The 15,150-nt window shown below is 70.1% G+C and carries 16 protein-coding genes and 1 pseudogene; 1 reads left to right on the plus strand and 16 read right to left on the minus strand.

All coding sequences use genetic code 11. The features are described from left to right. The 3 genes from R6V09_RS27590 to R6V09_RS27600 form a co-directional block, all read right to left on the minus strand. On the minus strand, nucleotides 1-465 hold a 465-nt coding region (locus tag R6V09_RS27590; protein WP_317884140.1), incomplete at its 3' end, for an LLM class flavin-dependent oxidoreductase. 40 nt (nucleotides 466-505) lie between these two features. Beyond that, nucleotides 506-1,078, minus strand: a complete 573-nt coding sequence (locus R6V09_RS27595) for a dihydrofolate reductase family protein (protein ID WP_317884141.1) — start codon at nucleotides 1,076-1,078, stop codon at nucleotides 506-508. Nucleotides 1,079-1,160: 82 nt separating this feature from the next. Next, nucleotides 1,161-1,934 (minus strand): A24 family peptidase, encoded by a 774-nt coding sequence (locus tag R6V09_RS27600; RefSeq protein WP_317884142.1) that lies wholly within the window; start codon nucleotides 1,932-1,934, stop codon nucleotides 1,161-1,163. Nucleotides 1,935-2,056: 122 nt separating this feature from the next. On the opposite strand from R6V09_RS27600, the gene R6V09_RS27605 reads away from it, so the two are divergent. Next, a complete protein-coding gene (locus tag R6V09_RS27605) occupies nucleotides 2,057-2,422 on the plus strand; it encodes a DUF192 domain-containing protein (protein ID WP_317884143.1) in 366 nt (121 codons plus the stop codon). Here the strand turns inward: R6V09_RS27605 and R6V09_RS27610 are convergent. From R6V09_RS27610 to R6V09_RS27670, 13 genes and pseudogenes are all read right to left on the minus strand, one after another. Beyond that, nucleotides 2,367-2,954, minus strand: coding sequence for a hypothetical protein (locus R6V09_RS27610; protein ID WP_317884144.1), 588 nt, complete (start codon nucleotides 2,952-2,954; stop codon nucleotides 2,367-2,369). The two genes, R6V09_RS27605 and R6V09_RS27610, sit on opposite strands and share 56 nt — an antisense overlap. Next, entirely contained in the window at nucleotides 2,951-4,222 is a 1,272-nt protein-coding gene (locus R6V09_RS27615) for a hypothetical protein (RefSeq protein WP_317884145.1), read from the minus strand. Before R6V09_RS27615 ends, R6V09_RS27610 begins: the two co-directional genes overlap by 4 nt. A gap of 47 nt (nucleotides 4,223-4,269) precedes the next feature. Continuing rightward, nucleotides 4,270-6,699, minus strand: a complete 2,430-nt coding sequence (locus R6V09_RS27620) for a hypothetical protein (protein WP_317884146.1) — start codon at nucleotides 6,697-6,699, stop codon at nucleotides 4,270-4,272. 121 nt (nucleotides 6,700-6,820) lie between these two features. Next, a complete protein-coding gene (locus R6V09_RS27625; RefSeq protein WP_317884154.1) occupies nucleotides 6,821-7,408 on the minus strand; it encodes an OmpA family protein in 588 nt (195 codons plus the stop codon). A 55-nt stretch (nucleotides 7,409-7,463) separates the two neighbouring features. Next, nucleotides 7,464-8,045, minus strand: coding sequence for a hypothetical protein (locus tag R6V09_RS27630; RefSeq protein ID WP_317884147.1), 582 nt, complete (start codon nucleotides 8,043-8,045; stop codon nucleotides 7,464-7,466). A gap of 34 nt (nucleotides 8,046-8,079) precedes the next feature. Beyond that, entirely contained in the window at nucleotides 8,080-8,682 is a 603-nt protein-coding gene (locus R6V09_RS27635) for a pilus assembly protein TadG-related protein (RefSeq protein WP_317884155.1), read from the minus strand. Beyond that, a complete protein-coding gene (locus tag R6V09_RS27640) occupies nucleotides 8,679-8,912 on the minus strand; it encodes a Flp family type IVb pilin (protein ID WP_317884148.1) in 234 nt (77 codons plus the stop codon). The genes R6V09_RS27635 and R6V09_RS27640 overlap by 4 nt, the downstream gene beginning before the upstream one ends. Nucleotides 8,913-9,123: 211 nt before the next feature. Further along, nucleotides 9,124-10,002 (minus strand): response regulator transcription factor, encoded by an 879-nt coding sequence (locus R6V09_RS27645; protein WP_317884149.1) that lies wholly within the window; start codon nucleotides 10,000-10,002, stop codon nucleotides 9,124-9,126. A gap of 64 nt (nucleotides 10,003-10,066) precedes the next feature. Further along, entirely contained in the window at nucleotides 10,067-11,671 is a 1,605-nt protein-coding gene (locus R6V09_RS27650) for a sensor histidine kinase (protein ID WP_317884150.1), read from the minus strand. 21 nt (nucleotides 11,672-11,692) lie between these two features. Next, nucleotides 11,693-12,583, minus strand: a complete 891-nt coding sequence (locus R6V09_RS27655) for a DUF5936 domain-containing protein (protein WP_317884151.1) — start codon at nucleotides 12,581-12,583, stop codon at nucleotides 11,693-11,695. 14 nt (nucleotides 12,584-12,597) lie between these two features. After that, complete coding sequence (locus tag R6V09_RS27660; RefSeq protein ID WP_317884152.1) at nucleotides 12,598-13,539, minus strand: type II secretion system F family protein; 942 nt, start codon at nucleotides 13,537-13,539, stop codon at nucleotides 12,598-12,600. 11 nt (nucleotides 13,540-13,550) lie between these two features. Continuing rightward, nucleotides 13,551-14,891, minus strand: coding sequence for a CpaF family protein (locus tag R6V09_RS27665; protein WP_317884153.1), 1,341 nt, complete (start codon nucleotides 14,889-14,891; stop codon nucleotides 13,551-13,553). Nucleotides 14,892-14,952: 61 nt separating this feature from the next. Then, nucleotides 14,953-15,150, minus strand: a pseudogene (locus tag R6V09_RS27670) (pilus assembly protein); the annotation flags it as partial.

Consider the following 15,150-nt stretch of genomic DNA (forward strand, 5'->3'; position numbering starts at 1 on the left):
TATCTCGACGGGACCCTCCGGCGGCCAGTCGAGGCCGACGTCGTCGAGCTTGACGTAGCGCCCCTGGGTCGTGAGCCGTTCTCCGCGCAACAGGGCGCGCAGCGCGTCGAGATGCTCGCGCAGCAGGGTCACCGGGGACTCGGCGCGTGCGCCGACCTGGCCCATCCAGTCCTGCACGCCGTGTCCGACGGCGAGGATCGGGCGCCCCGGGAACAGCCGGTACAGGGTCGCGGCCTCCATGGCGGTGATGGCGACGTTCCGCAGCGGGACCGGGAGCAGTCCTACCCCGATCCGCACCCGCTCGCTCCATGCGAGCGCCGCCGCGGCGGCCGAGATCCCGCCCTCGCGGAAGCAGTCCTCCCACAGCCAGAGCTCTTCGAGCCCCGAGGCGTCGGCGAGTTCGACCACCGCACGGAGCCGCTCGGGGGGCAGTTGGGGCCGGAACACGGCGCCGAGTCCAGTCATGGGTTCTTCCTATCCGGTGGGAGCACGGCGGACAACAGCTTTACGGGGCGGCTCGCTCGTAGCGCAGCAGGACGACCCCGTTGCCGAAGGCATGGTTCTCGACGAGGCGGAACGCGGTGTGGGTGTCGGCCTCGGGGAACATGCGCTTGCCGCGGCCGATGAGGACCGGGTGGATGTACACCTTGATCTCGTCGACGAGGTCCAGCCGGAAGAAGGTGGCGGCGAGGTCGGCGCCGCCGAGGCCGAGGTCGCCGCCGGACTGTTCCTTGAGGGCGCGCACTTCCTCGGGGACGACCTCGGACACGATGGTCGTGTTCCACTCGGCGGGGCCGCTGGGCAGGGTCCGCGAGTACACGGTCTTCGGCTTGTCCCGCCAGATGGCGGCGAACTCGGCGGTGACCGCGGAGGCGTCCGAGTCGGCGTCGGCGGTGGGCCAGTAGGCGGCCATCAGTTCGTGGGTGACCCGGCCGTCGACGAAGGCGCCCAGGGGCCTGAGGGTGTCGTTCATGTGCTGGTGGAGTTCGTCGTCGACCAGATGCCAGCTGATGTCCCGGTCGGGGCCCTCCATATATCCGTCGAGGGACACGGACATCATGAAGGAGATCTTCCGCACGAGTACGCCACCTCGTTCGTCGTTGGCCATTGGCCGCTGGCCGCTGGCCGTTGGCCGCCCGGATGCCGGGTTCACCACCGTCTCACGCCACCGCGAACGCGCCCAGCACCACACCCGTGAACGCGCCGCCGAGCATGAACGGCCCCAGCGGAATCGCCGTCTTGCGGCCCGCCCGGCGCAGGGCGACCATGCCGAGGCCGTACAGCGCGCCGTACAGCACCCCCGCGAAGGCACCCGTGACGAGCACCGGCCAGCCGTACCAGCCGAGGGCCGTGCCGAGGGCGAGGGCGAGCTTCACATCGCCGAAGCCCATGCCGGCGGGGTTGATGAGATACAGCACCAAGTACCCGGCGCCGAGGGCGAGTCCACCGAGCAGGGCGGTGAGCCAGGAGCCGGCGTCGGCGGGGAGCAGGGCCGCGACGCCGAGGAGAGCGAGGGTGGCGGCGGCGAGGGGGAGGGTGAGGACGTCGGGGAGGCGGTGCACCCGGTGGTCGACGAGCGCGAGGAGAACGGCGACGGGGGCGGCGAGCAGCCAGACGACGAGTTCGGGGTGGGGGCCGGTGGCCGCGGCGAGGGTCGCGCAGACGAGGGCGGTCGCGGTGGATACGACGGGGGTGCTGGGGCCGTAGGGGCCGCACCGGTGTGAGCCGTTGATGTCGATGCCGGTGTCGGCGGTCTCGGTGCAGCGGGCGCGGCCCAGCCAGCCGTCGGAAGGGCCCGTGATCGGGTGGCCGTCGGGGCAACGCCCGTTCCAGGGTTCCTCGGCCTCGACGGAGAGGCGGTGGGCGGCGCGTGGCAGCAGCAGGCCCGACCACGCGCCCCACAGGGCACCCACGACGATCAGAATCAGGCGCACGCGGGGACGATATCCGGATGGCGGCGGGCGCGGCATGGGTCCGTGGGCCCATGTGGGGCCCAGTCCGGGTGGATACGGTCGGTCGGCATCGGATCCGGAGTGGCGCAGGAGGGTGATCTGGCATGGGACGACGTTGGAGTGACGGGCGGGGGAAGCTGATTGTGCGGGGGGCCGCGGACGCTGTCGCCGTTCCGCTGGAGTTCGCGACCTCCTACCGGGCGCGGACGAAGGGGCTGCTCGGCCGGGACGGAATCGACGGGGCGATGCTGCTCTCGCCTGCGAGCAGTGTGCACACGTTCCGGATGCGCTTCCCGATCGATGTGGCTTATCTGAATCGGAAGTTGGAGGTCGTCGCCGTCCACACGATGAAGCCGGGGCGGCTGGGCCTGCCGCGGATCCGGTCCCGGCATGTGCTGGAGGCGGAGGCGGGGGTCATGGCGGAGTGGGGGCTGAGGGTGGGGGCTCAGGTGACGGTGGAGACGGAGTAGGGGGAGCAGGGGGAGCAGGGAGAGTTGGGGAAGCAGGGGGCAGGTCCGGTACCGGTGCTGCCACGTTGTAGACGCGGAACGGATAGAGGACGGCGTCCTCGCCGTAGCCCGTCTCGACCGTCTCGATGCTGCACCTGACCGCGCGGCCGTCGGGGACCGCTGCCCAGGAGGCGCTCGGTGGGTAGGACTCGGCGGGGTAGACGACCGAACTGCCCACCCTGGCCGCGATACCGAGGGCGAGGTCCGCTTCCGTGAGGTCGCCGGCGGCCGAGGCGGTGACGCTGATGTCGAGGGAGACCGCCAGGTCGCCCGGGGGCAGCGGGCAGTAGGTACAGAGCACCGGGGCGCCCCAGTCACGGTCCTCCTGGTCCCAGTCCTCGTGCGCCACGGAGACGGCGTCCTCGGGCAGGCCCAGCAAGTCCGCCAGGGCGTGCCGGAGTTCGGCGGGCCGGGGCTCCCTGACGACCAAGAGGTTCGCGAGCAGCATCGTCGTCCTCACTTGCTTTCCGGACTTGCTTTCCGGCTCGCTCACGGCGCCAGTGTGCCGTCCGTCGCCAGGCGGGCGAGGGCCTGGCGGCTTCGGGGTACGGTGCCGTGCCAGTGGAGCATGGACACGGCCTGGTCGGTGGCGACGCCGAACCGGGCGTACCGCTCGGCGAGTTCCATCGCCCACGGGGTCACCAGGGTGTCGTCGTCGACGCACATGCCGAGCCAGGTGAAGACCTCCCCGGCGATCCAGCCGCCGATCCATGTCACCCACCTCCGGACGAAGCGCGCTGCCTCCTCGCCGTCCGGGTCGGGCGGTACGCCGGGGATGCCCAGCAGCGAGCACTCCCGGACCGCCTCGGTCATGCGTTCCTCGGTAACCAGGCTCGCGTACGGCATGAGGTCCCGCATCACCACGCGGACCTCAAGCCAGGCGGGCTCGTCCTCGTCCTCGTCACCGGTCCAGTCGGCGTCGGGGACGGGTTCGGGTACGGGTGCGGTCGGGGCGCAGGCCTGGAGGATCGCGCGGGCGCGGGTGATGTTGTCGTCGGTTTCCGGGAGTTCGGCGGGCCACTGGAAGCCGACGGCCCAGCCGTAGGGGAGTTCGCGTACGGCGGGAGGCAGCAAGGGGTGTTCTCCCTGCGCCGGTTGGCGGGCGCGGGCCTCGTAGCCGGGGTGGCGCAGCCACATCAGGGAGTCCCTCGCCCAGGCGCGACTGTCCTCGCTCACTCTGTCGTCCCGCACGAGACGGAGCAGGGCGCGCTCGCCGTGGGGCGGGCCCAGGTGCCGCAGGAGACTCACCGCGTCGTGGGCGGCGAGGCCGTACACGGCACACCGCTCGGCGATCGCGGCGACGCCTGCCTCGTCGTAGGGCTGCTGCTGTTGGAGCCAGTACAACACGTCGTGCGTCCAGCCCGAGAGATCGTCGCGGACCAACTCCGTGGCGATCACGTCCAGTTGGTCCTCCAGCCACCAGGGCGGCACCGGCGGCTGTGCGGCGGCCGCCCACTCCCCGAGTACGTCGCTGACGCCCTCGCGGGTGAACCGGCCCGCCGTCGGCATGGCGTGGGCCAGCCGGTACCCGGCCTCATGACGGATGCGGTCGTAGAACGCCCATGACTCATCGCTCCAGACGCGCGGCGCGGGTGACGGCAGTGGGCCGGAGAGCGCGGCGGTCAGTGCGTCGAGTGCTGCACGCTCGTTCGCCTCCGTATGCGGCAGGTCGTCGAGGCGCTGCCTCCGTTCCTGGGTCAGGTCGTTCCACGGGGGCGGGAGCCGACGCATGGTCGCGGGCAGCAGGTGATGTGCGGTCACGGTCCGGCCACTCCGTTCCTCTCGTCGTCCGCCACGTCCACGCCGCATCAGGAAACACCCAGGAACTGCATGGCGGTCTTCGGGTCCTTCATCTTGCCCGAGTCCCGTGCCGCCTGCCGCTCGGCCGGAGTCTTCCTGTTCCACGCGTCGTTCATCGCCCTGAGCTGCTGCGGTGAGATGTCCTGGCCGGCGACGCGAAGGTCGAGTCCGTTGTCGGCGAGGGTCTGCGCGGGCGTGCCGTCCGGACGAGTGCCGGTCTTCTTGTCCTTCTGGAAACCGTCGAAGACCTTGTCCCAGCCGTCCTGCGTCTCGATCTCGTAGCGGGCCTTGCGGCCCGGGTGCGCCTTCTGCCAATCGGCCAGTTTCTTTGCCTGGGCACGGATCGAGGCTTGGGTAGCGGCCTGCCCCGTGTTCTTGACCTCCACGACGTTGAGGGTGCCGTCCTTGCCCTTGTAGACCACGTCGGCGTCGTCGATACCGCTGAGATCGGCGGTCGTGCCGTCGCCCATGTCCACGGTCGGGCGACCCTTCTTCGCGCCAACGCCGGCATAGACCTTGGTGCCCTCGGCGGCGTCGTCCGCTGCACGCGTCGCGGCCTTGACCTCGGCCATGGCTTCGGCCAGTTGGTGGCGGTTGCCGGCCCTGAGCACGGGGCCGCCGAGCGAACCGCGGCTCTGGTTGTCGATGGTCGTGTTCTTCAGCGCGTCCGCCAAGTCCTTGAGGGACTGGGTCAGTTCGGCCTTCCCGATTTCCCCCTTGCTCAGATCCGGGTTGTCCTTGGCCTTGGCCACGAGGTCGTCGATCTTCTTCTCGTCGAGCGTGAACCGCTCGTTCCTGGGCGTCTTCTGCTTGTCCCTGGCATCCGCGATGACCTTCTTCAGCTCGTCCGCGGCGTGCTGCAGGTCGGCGGCGCGAGCGGCCGCGTCGGCCTCGTCCGCCTTCTTACGGGCATCCTCGGCCTCCTTCTTGGCGCCCTCGTCGCAGCCGTCCTCGGCGAGCACGACGTACGGGGAGCCGCCGGCGGCGAGGACGGTGGTGCCCGTGCCGGAAGAACCGGTGAGGCCACCGTCGTCCTTCGGACCGTTGCCCTCGTACGGAATCCGCCGGATGGGCGCGCCGATCGTGCAGCCAGTCTTCTCGGCCTTCTTCTCCGCTTCCTCGGCGGCGTCGTCAGCCTCCTTGGCCGCCTTCTCGGTGCCCGCCACGTCACCGGCCTTGGCCGCCTTCTTCGCGTCCTCCGCCGCCTTGGCGGCCTTCTCGGCGAGTTCGCCGAGCTTCCCCAGCTTGCCGATCTTGCCGAGGTCGCCGACCTTCTCGACGATCTTGGCGCCGTCGTAGCCCGGGATGAAGAGGGAACCGACGTTCCACAGGACGTGGGTGACGGCGCGGGTCTTGTCGCCGTTGTTCCAGTCCTTCGCTACGTCGTCGCCGACGAACAGGTCGTAGAGGACCGTGCCGCCGGTCTTGACCGAAGCGCCGGTCCAGTCCCACAGGGCGCCGCCGTAGTCGCCGTCGGACCACTTCTTGGCGGCGTCCTTGGAGTTCTTCGACCAGCCGTCGCCGAGCTGTTTGCCGTAGTCGCCGATGCCCTTCACGGTGTCGATGGGGTGGCGGACCATGTCGTAGATACCGGTGAGGTCGCCCCAGACGCCGTCGACGAAGAGGCCCTGGCCGACCTGCTTGACCTGGTCACCGGCACAGCCGAAGAAGGCGCCTACGCCGGAGAAGCAGCCGTCGTTGTCGCCTGCCTGGTCGTCTGTCTTGTTGTCGGCGGGGGCGGGCTTGTCGGCGCCCGTTGTGTCGGTCTCGGTGGTGGTAGTGGTGGTAGTGGTCGTGCCGGTACCGCAGGCCATGCCGGTGACCTTGCAGACCTCCGACTGGATGCCGCCGAAGATCTGGGTGCCGAGGCCGGTGACCAGCAGGGCGGTGATGATGGCGGCGACGATGGCGATGAATCCGGCGTACTCGACCGCCGTCTGCCCCTCGTCCCGGCGCCAACGGATCAGCCGGGCAAGGGAGAACGGGCGGCGCTCGACGCGTTCCAGTCCGGCGAGGCCGTACCACTGACGGCTCTCCGGGCGGGACAGGAGGAAGAGGATGACGATCGGGAGGAAGAGCTGGAGGCCGCCGCGGGCGGACCCCGAGACGAGGTTGACGACACCGCCGAGGATCAACCAGCCCTGTACGGCGACGAGTCCGAGCCGGACCCGGGTCCCGCCCTCCCAGCTCCGCCGGGCCAGCCACCAGCCGAGGACGCCCGGCGCGGCGGCGCAGGCGACGAGGGCGACGACCTGGCCGTCGAGCGTGTCGTACGACGCGGCGGTCAACAGCACGCCGAGCCCGCCGACGACGGTGACCGCGAACAGGATGTGCACCAGCGTCAGTGCGGTGGCGAGCGGCACGGGCAGCTCCCGCCGCCCGCTCAGTCCGCTGCCTGGCCCACCAACTCCCCCGCCTGTTCCCCCGATCGAGGCCATGTCTCCCCGTCCCCCGCTGTCTGTCGCTCAACACCACTGGAGCTTCCAGAGATTAGGGACGGGGCGGATGCCCGAGATGGGCCCGTGGACCCAAATCGACACCCAAGTACCGGGTGGGCCCTCAGCTCTCCGTGCGCGGGAAGGTCACCTCGACCCTGCGGTTCTTCTTGCGGCCGGCCTCCGAGGAGTTGTCGGCGATCGGGTACTGCTCGCCGTAGCCGCGTACTTCGAAGGTGATGTTCGGGTCGTTCAGGTCCGAGTCCAGGACGGCCTGTACGGCGTCGGCGCGCTGCTTGGAGAGGACGTCGCCGTGGGCCGAGGAGCCGAGGTTGTCGGTGAAGCCGAAGACGCGGACCGTGGTCGCGTTCTGCTTCTTGACCTCCGCGGCGATCGCGTCGATACGGGACTTCGACGCGGCGCTCAGCTTCGCGCTGTCCTTGCTGAAGAGGACCTCTGCCTGGAGGGCGAAGGTCACGTCCGAGTTGGTGTCCTCGCGGCGTTCCTCGCCGCCCTGGTCCTCCACGACGGACTTGATGTCCAGGACCTTGGGGGAGGCGAGCGTGGCGCCTTCGGGGAGCTTCAGGTCGGGGTCGTTCGGGTCGACCTGCACCGGGGCCGAGGCGGAGGCCTCGGTGCCCGGTGGGACGCTGGGGCTCGGGGTGTCGGCGGCGTGCGCCGTGACCGCGCCGACGATGTTCGCGGCGACCATGAGGGTGGCGGCGGCCACTACGAGGGGGAGACGGGGGGTGGTGGTCACTGTCGCCTCACCCGGAGATCTTGATGGTGCCGCTGGCGAAGGTGGGCAATTGCAGGGTGACTTGGGACGTGGTCGACGGCGGCGCCGGGAACTGCATGAAGACCGGGAGGGTCTGCCCCGCGTCGAGGGACCCGAAGTCCGTCGTCGTCAGCGGCCGTCCGTCGGTGTCACGCAGCACGTAGTAGCGCTTCTTCGCCGTGGAGTCCACGAGGGTCGCACCACCGAGCGACGTGCCGTGCCGCAGGATCTCGGTCTCGTCGCCGCGCAACGCCACAGGAATCGCCACGGACTTGTCGGCGTCGTTCTTCATGACGCCGTTCACGGTGAGGAAGCCGCCGGAATCGCGAACGGCGGAGGTGATCTGGAGCGACAGCCCGTCCGGGCCGGTGAGTTCGGCCAGAGGTGCCTGGGACTGCCCCTCCTGAGCACTCGGCTGGGAGCCGCTGGTCTTCGAGGGGGACGCCGAGGTGTCCGGCTTCTTGGCGTCGTTCCCGCTCCCGCCGCAGCCGGCCACCCCGAGGGCCAGACCGGCCGCAACAGTCAACGCGACCATCCCCCTGCGGGCCTGCGCAGTGAACCGAATGCTCATCACTCTGCTTCCTTCGTCACTCGTCGTTCGCTTGTCAGTCGGCCAGATGGACGTCGAAGAGGTCCTCGGGTCCCGGGAGACCGGTGGGATCGGTCGGGTCGACGTCCCACTTCCTGCCGTCCTTGCAGGTGAGTTGGGGCAGCACGGTGTCCCCGGCGTCCGCGCCGGGGAGTTCGAAGGTGCAGAGCGGCTCGATGACCGCCGCGGCGGAGGCCTTCGACCTCTTGCCCGCCGTGACGGGGACGATGGACTCCCCCATCGTCTTCGTGGTCTGCACATCGACGTCGTAGCGCATGCGGAAGACGTTCGGCTCGCACCCCAGCACATTGGCGTCGTTCTGGGACGCGAGCCGGCCCGCGCGTGCGCACCCGCCGAACACCACGCCCCCGCCGTGGAAGACGTCCTGCCACTTGGTGGGGTCCAGTACGTCGTTCACCCACTCGTCCGCGAGTTGGTCACGGGTGTCCTGTGCCGCCGCGAGCGCCGCCGCGTCGGCGGCCGTCTGGGCACCGCTCCGGTTCACCGTGGCCTGGCCGACCGCGAAGTACGCCAACGCAAGGAAGAGCAGACCCCCCACCACCGTGATGTAGATGGGGAAGGCCTGCCCTGCGTCTCCGTATCGGCGCGGTCGTGTCAGCCGCCGACCTGGTTGATCAGACCGGTGATCTTCGTCATGATCGTCGTCCCGATGCTGGTACCCGTGATGGCCAGCACGATCGCCACGACCACCGCGATGATGCCCAGGTACTCCACCGCGGTCTGCCCCTCGTCGCCGGCGCGGCGCCGAACGGCCGCGACGGTCGTGTTCTTCCAACTGTTCACGCGGACCTTGGTCGCGACGGCGGTCTTCAGCATCAGGTCGCTCATGGTGTTCCCCTCCGAGTGACGCGTTACCGGCTTCCTCGTCGCCGGCGGCGCTTTCGACAAGAGCACGGTATGCCTGAACGGCGTCCGTGTCAGAGGGTCCCAGGGCCCAATCCCGGGCCCAATCGTGGTCCCAACCGTCGCATTGGGCCCGTTCGTCGTCCCGTCCGGCCCGCAGGCCCAAGAGGTGGGTGCCCCGTCGCGTCACCACAGCTCACCCCAACCCTCGCGCCGAACCCGGTGCCGTGCCCAGCCACTTGGCGGCGGCCTCGGAGCGGCTGGTGCTGTGGAGTTTGGCGAAGATGCGGTTGATGTGGTTCTTGACGGTCTTCTCGGAGATGAAGCAGGTGGCGGCGATCTGCTGATTGGTCATGCCGGACGCGATGTGGTCCATGATCTCCGCCTCCCTCGCGCTCAGTTGGAACCGTGACCTGTCCGACGACAACTGTCCCACATTTGATTGCAGTTGCGAAAGCCCTTTGGGTGAAGTCAGTGATGGCAGGGCCGCAGAGGGCTCCATCGCGTGTGCATTTGCACTTAGTTGATGCTCGTAGGAGCCCAGGCCCTCCGGCAGCGAACCGGCCGCCTGCTGCTGCCTCAGCTGGGCCAGCAGCGCGCCCGCCGCCGACGGCGTGAAGTGGGCCCTGCCCTGCTTGATGTCCCTTACGGCGGCCACCAGTTCGTCCGCCGTGAACTCGCCGTGGACCAGATAGCCGCCCGCCCCTCGGCGCAACGCCTCCTGGACGATCTCCGTCTCCCTGCTGTACGTGAGCATCACGACCGGGGCGATCCCCACCAGGTACGGCAGCGCCGAGATGCCGTCCACGCCCGGCATACGGACGTCCAGGAGAACCACGTCGGGGCGGTGCAGTCGGGCCGCCTCGTAGGCCTCGCGGCCGTCCGCCGCCTCCGCCACGACCGTGATGTCCGCGCGGCCCGACAGCAGCGCCGTCAGGCCGGCCCGGACCACCGGGTTGTCGTCGGCCACCACCACCCGAAGGGGTGAAGTCGGCGCGGGCTGCGGGAAGTTCGGGAACGGGTTCGGTGACGGCGGCTGCGGCGCGCCGGGGTGGGGCGTCGTGTGGTCCGGCATGGCTGCCTCCTCTCGGGTCGTCGTGTGGGGGGACGGTGAAGTGGGGGGTGCTGGTTGGCTCTCGCTACGTCTTCGTCGGCTGCGTCGGCTGCGTCGGCTGCGTCGTCAGGGCTTCCAGCGGGAGTTCCAGGCGGACTTCCGTGCCCTTGGGGTGGCCGCCCCGGCCGATGCGGATGCGGGCGCCCACCGACGCCGCCCGCTCGACCATGCCGACCAGGCCGAAGTGGCCCGCCCTGCGCAGCTGTTCGAGGGTCGTGCCGGGAGGCAGGCCGCGGCCGTCGTCGTAGACGCTGATGCGGAGCAGGCTGTCGTGGACTCCGGCCCGTACGTCGACCTTGGTCGGCGTCGCGTGGCGGTGGGCGTTCTCCATCGCCTCCGTCGCGATGGTGAGGAGTTGGCGGGCCACCGCGGGCGGGACCGGCGGTACGCCGTGTTCGCCGGTGGGGCGGTAGGTCGTGGGCAGGCCCGTTCTGGTGCTGAAGTCCCTTGTACGGGCGGCCAGTTCGACGAGTACGTCCGTGCCCTCGTCGGGGTCGGACTCGCGCCGCAGGTCCGCCAGGAGTTCGCGGGATTCCGCGGCGGCCCGGCGTGCGGAGCGGGCCACCAGTTCCGCCTGCTGTTTGACCAGGACCGGGTCCATGCGGTCCGCGCCCGCCGAGCCCACCAGGCCGTCCGCCGCGAGCGCCACACCGTGCAGGGTCTTCGCCACCGAGTCGTGCAACTCGCGTGCCAGACGGGCCCGTTCGGCACCTACGGCCTCTGTTACGGCCAACCTGGCCTGGACCGTCGTCAACGCCGTCGTGGCTGCGCCGAAGCGGAGCATCAGGTTGCGCAGGGTCACTCCCACCGCGCCGGCGATGACGCACAGGCCGGGGAGTAGCGAGGCTTCCGCCACGCCCCGGTGGGCGTCGGCCGCGGCGGTCTGAGCCAGGAGCAGGATCACGGCCTGGAGGCCCGCGAAGCAGCCGGCGCCGCGCCAGCCGTAGACGATGCCGGCGAGGAGGGGGGTGCAGACGCTGACGTAGGCGAGGGTGCTGGTGGGGCCGGCGGAGATGAGGAGGAGGGCGGCGAAGAGGGTGTCCAGGGCGAGGAGGGAGGGGTGGCGCAGGAGGAGGGGGCCGAAGCGTTCCCAGTCCCTGAACAGGACGTAGGAGGCCATGAAGGTGACGACGACGGCTGCGCCTACCAGGCGGGTGGCTACGCCGGGGTTGGCGTTGAGGAGGGCGGAGGGGGCGGCGAGGGCGATCATCGCGAGGCGGAAGCCGAAGACCTGCCTGCACATTGCCTGTAGGGCGCTGATCTGGATGGGGAGAGCCACTCCCCGGCCTTCGGCCGGGATCGTGTTCCCACCCGCACCACCCGCACCACCCGTACGACCCGTACTACTTTCGTCGTCGGGTGCGGGTGGCCCCAGTGGGGGACCTTCGCCGTCGGCGGCCATCTGTTCCAGCCGTGGCTGAGCTGCCGGCCTCGGCACCCCCGGGAGCGCGGCCCCTACCGGTACCCACCCCGGCGGCAACGCCGGCGTCACCGTCGTAACCGGTATGTCCGACGCCCCGGACCGCACGTGGTCCGGCAGGACCGTGCCCGCCGGCGGTGTCGTGATCTCGGCCGGTTTGGGGCGTCGTCGCAGCAGTCCCGTACGGTCCCGTTCCTCCGTCGTCGCCATCGCTCCCCTCGCCCCCGTCCCCTACTTGCCCGTGATCGTGCTGAAGTCCGTGCCGGAGCCGAGGAGGAGGCCCGCGCCGAGGAGCAGCATCGTGGCCGGGACCATGAACGTGGTAATCATCATCGTGGCCTTGGGGACCGCGCGAGCCGCCTTCCTCCGCGCGTTCTGCGCGTCAGTGCGGCGCATGTCCTTGGCCAGGGCGACCAACGTGTCGACGATCGGCGCGCCCAGCTCCTCCCCCTGCTGCAACGCCGTGACGAACATGGCCACTTGCTCGCTGTCATTGCGTCGCCGCAGCTCCGCGAAGGCGGCGCGGCGGCTCATGCCGAGGTCCATCTGCCGTAGCGTGATGCGTAGTTCGTCCGCCCACGGGCCCTCGTACTTCGACGCCACCCGGTCCAGCGCCTGGCGGAAGCCCAGCCCCGCGCTCACCACCACCGCCAGCACGTCCAGGAAGTCCGGCAGGGTCCGTTCGATCACGTCCTTGCGGATGCGGATCGCCGACCAGATGCCGACCTCCGTCCAGCCCGCGCCGAAGGCGAACAGGATCAGGGCGAGGAGGTAGTTCCCCTTCAGCAGGAACACCAGGCCGCCGAAGCCGCCGAGGAAGCCGTAGACCGCCCGCCGGGCCGCGTAGCGGTCGATGGTCAGGCCGCCGGGGTTGCCCGCGAGGTCTATCTTGCGGCGGTACTTGGCGACCTGCTTGGGGCCCATCAGGCGCAGGACCATCGGGGCGTAGCGCATGCCCAGGCGGTCGACGAGGGAGTCGACCGCGCCGGTGCGGGTCGCGCCGACCTCAAGGGCCAGGACGAGGTCGGTCGGTAGTTTCGCGTCCGCGCGGTACATGCGGACGCCCGCGAAGACGCCCCAGACGCTGAGGCCCATGACCAGGCCGAGTACGAGTGCCGTCATCAGGTCTCCCCCTCTCAGACGTCGATGCGGGACAGGCGGCGGATGAGGATGAAGCCGACCGCGTACAGCCCGAACGCGATGATCACGCAGGCCTGGCCGATCGGGGAGCCCGTCATCCGTTCCAGGGCGCCGGGTTTCACGCCGTTCATCAGGAAGAGGGCGCCCACGCCCATCACCGGAACGGCGTACGACGTCATGTTGACCTGGGAGAGCTGGGTGCGGACCTCGCGTCGGGTCTCCTTGCGTTCCTCCAGGGTCTCGGTGAGGTTGCGCAGGGCGCTGACCACCTGGCCGCCCGCCCGGTTGGAGAGCACCAGCGTGGTGACCAGGACGACGAGTTCGCGGGAGGGGAGCCGGTCCGCCAGCTCGCTCAGCGCGTCGTCCATCGAGGCGCCGACCGCCAACTGGTTGGCCACCTTGGCGAGTTCCTCCCCGGCCGGTGCCTCCAGCTCCTCCGCCGCCATGCTGATCGAGGTGCGCAGGGCGAGGCCGGCGTGGGTGGCGTTGGCCATGATGCGGGCCAGTTCGGGGAGTTGGTTGATGAACTTCTCGATGCGCTTCTGGCGCTGCCAGTTGAGGAACTGGATCGCCACCCCGATGCCCAACAGCCCCGCGATCGGGCCGAAGAAGGGCGCCAGGGACGCCTGGCCGATCAGCCAGAGGGCGGCCACCGTGGCCAGCATGTAGACGAAGAACTCGCCCGGCGTCATGTCCAACCCCGTTGCCGCAAGCCGCAGTTCGAGCTTCCGGCCGAGGCGCGTACGGCGCAGCCGGCGGTCCAGGGTGCGGAAGCGGCGGGGGCGGCCGAGCGGGATCTGTCCGGTCGACGACAGCCGGTCGACCAGGGCCGCGCGCTGTGCCCTGCCCGTGGCGTAGGCGTGCACGCCGGCGACACCCAGGACGCAGGTCAGCAGGGTGATGCCGGTGGTGAGCGTGACGATCGTCTGGAGATCCATGGGGTCGGTCCCTACCTACTGGCTTCTCTGAGGGCTAGGTGTTCCGTGCTCTGGGCGACGCCGAAGGCCTGCGGCAGGGGCTGGCTCGCCATGTAGAGGCGGTCGGCGGTGCGGCGCGAGAGCGGGAAGTACTCGAAGACGCCGTAGATCCGGCCGTCGGCGGAGATGGGCTGCGGGCTGAAGCGGGCGACCGTGGCGAGTCGGTACGGCTCGCTGCCGTGGCTGTCGAGGAGGGCGATCTCGGTGATCCGGCGGGCGCCGTCGGCGAAGCGGGTGAGCTGGATGATGACGTCGATGGCGCTGTTGATCTGGTCGTGCAGAGCCTCGAAGGGGATCTCGACCTCGGACATGGACGCCAGGGTCTTCAGGCGCATCAGCGCGTCCTCCGCGCTGTTGGCGTGGACCGTCGCGAGGGAGCCGTCGTGGCCCGTGGACATCGCCTGGAGCATGTCGAGGGACTCGCCGCCGCGGACCTCACCGACCACGATCCGGTCGGGGCGCATCCGGAGGGAGTTGCGGACCAGGTCGCGGATGGTGACCTGGCCCTTGCCCTCGACGTTCGGGGGGCGGGCCTCCAGCCGGATCACGTGCGACTGCTGGAGCTGGAGTTCGGCGGAGTCCTCGATGGTGATGATGCGTTCGGTCTCCGGGATGAGGCCGGAGAGGGCGTTGAGGAGAGTGGTCTTCCCGGTGCCGGTGGCGCCCGACACGATGATGTTGAACTTGGCGTGCACCAGGCCCGCGAGCAGGTACAGCATGTGCTCGTCGAGCGAGCCGAAGCCGACCATCTCCTGGAGGGTGAAGGAGCGCGGGAAGCGGCGGATGGTGAGGGTGGCGCCGGTCAACGACAGTGGCGGGATGATCACGTTGACGCGTTCGCCGGACGGCAGTCGCGCGTCGACCATCGGATTCGACTCGTCCACGCGGCGGTTGACGGTCGACACGATCCGCTCGATCGTCTGCATCAGCTGGTCGTGGGAGGGGAAGCGGAGCGGCAACTGCTCGACCCGGCCGCCGCGTTCGACGAAGATCGCGTCCGGGCCGTTCACCATGATCTCGGTGATCGACGCGTCTTCGAGGAGCGGTTCGAGTATGCCGAGGCCGAGCGCCTCGTCGACGACCCGGCGGATCAGCTGCGAGCGCTCGACGGTCGAGAGGACCGGGCCCTCACGGCTGATGATGTGCCCGAGCACCCGCTCCAGGCGGGCCCGTCGCTCGGCGGCGGCCAGCGCGCTCATCTCCGCGAGGTCGATCTCCTCCAGGAGTTTGGCGCGGTACGAGGCGACCATGTGGCCTTCCTCGCCCCGATGGCCGTTCTCCTCGGGATGGTTGACGCGTTCCCGCAGACCCATGAGTGCTGTGCTCCTCGCTCCTTGTTCGGTCGAGCCGGGTGGTTCGGTGATCGGTCGTGTGTCAGTGGTCGAGCGGCATGGTGGCCGTCTTGCTGGCGTCCCCGAAGTCGTGGCCGGGGATGACGGACGGGATGTGGACGGAGGCGGTGACGGTGACCGTGTCGCCGCCGAACGAGGCCGGACAGCTGGTGACCGTGAGCCGGACGCTGATCGCGTCACTGCACGCGGGCTGGGCGCCCTGGCGCAGCGAGGCGCTGCG

Source organism: Streptomyces sp. W16 (assembly GCF_033194735.1).
In the GTDB taxonomy this organism is placed as follows: domain Bacteria; phylum Actinomycetota; class Actinomycetes; order Streptomycetales; family Streptomycetaceae; genus Streptomyces.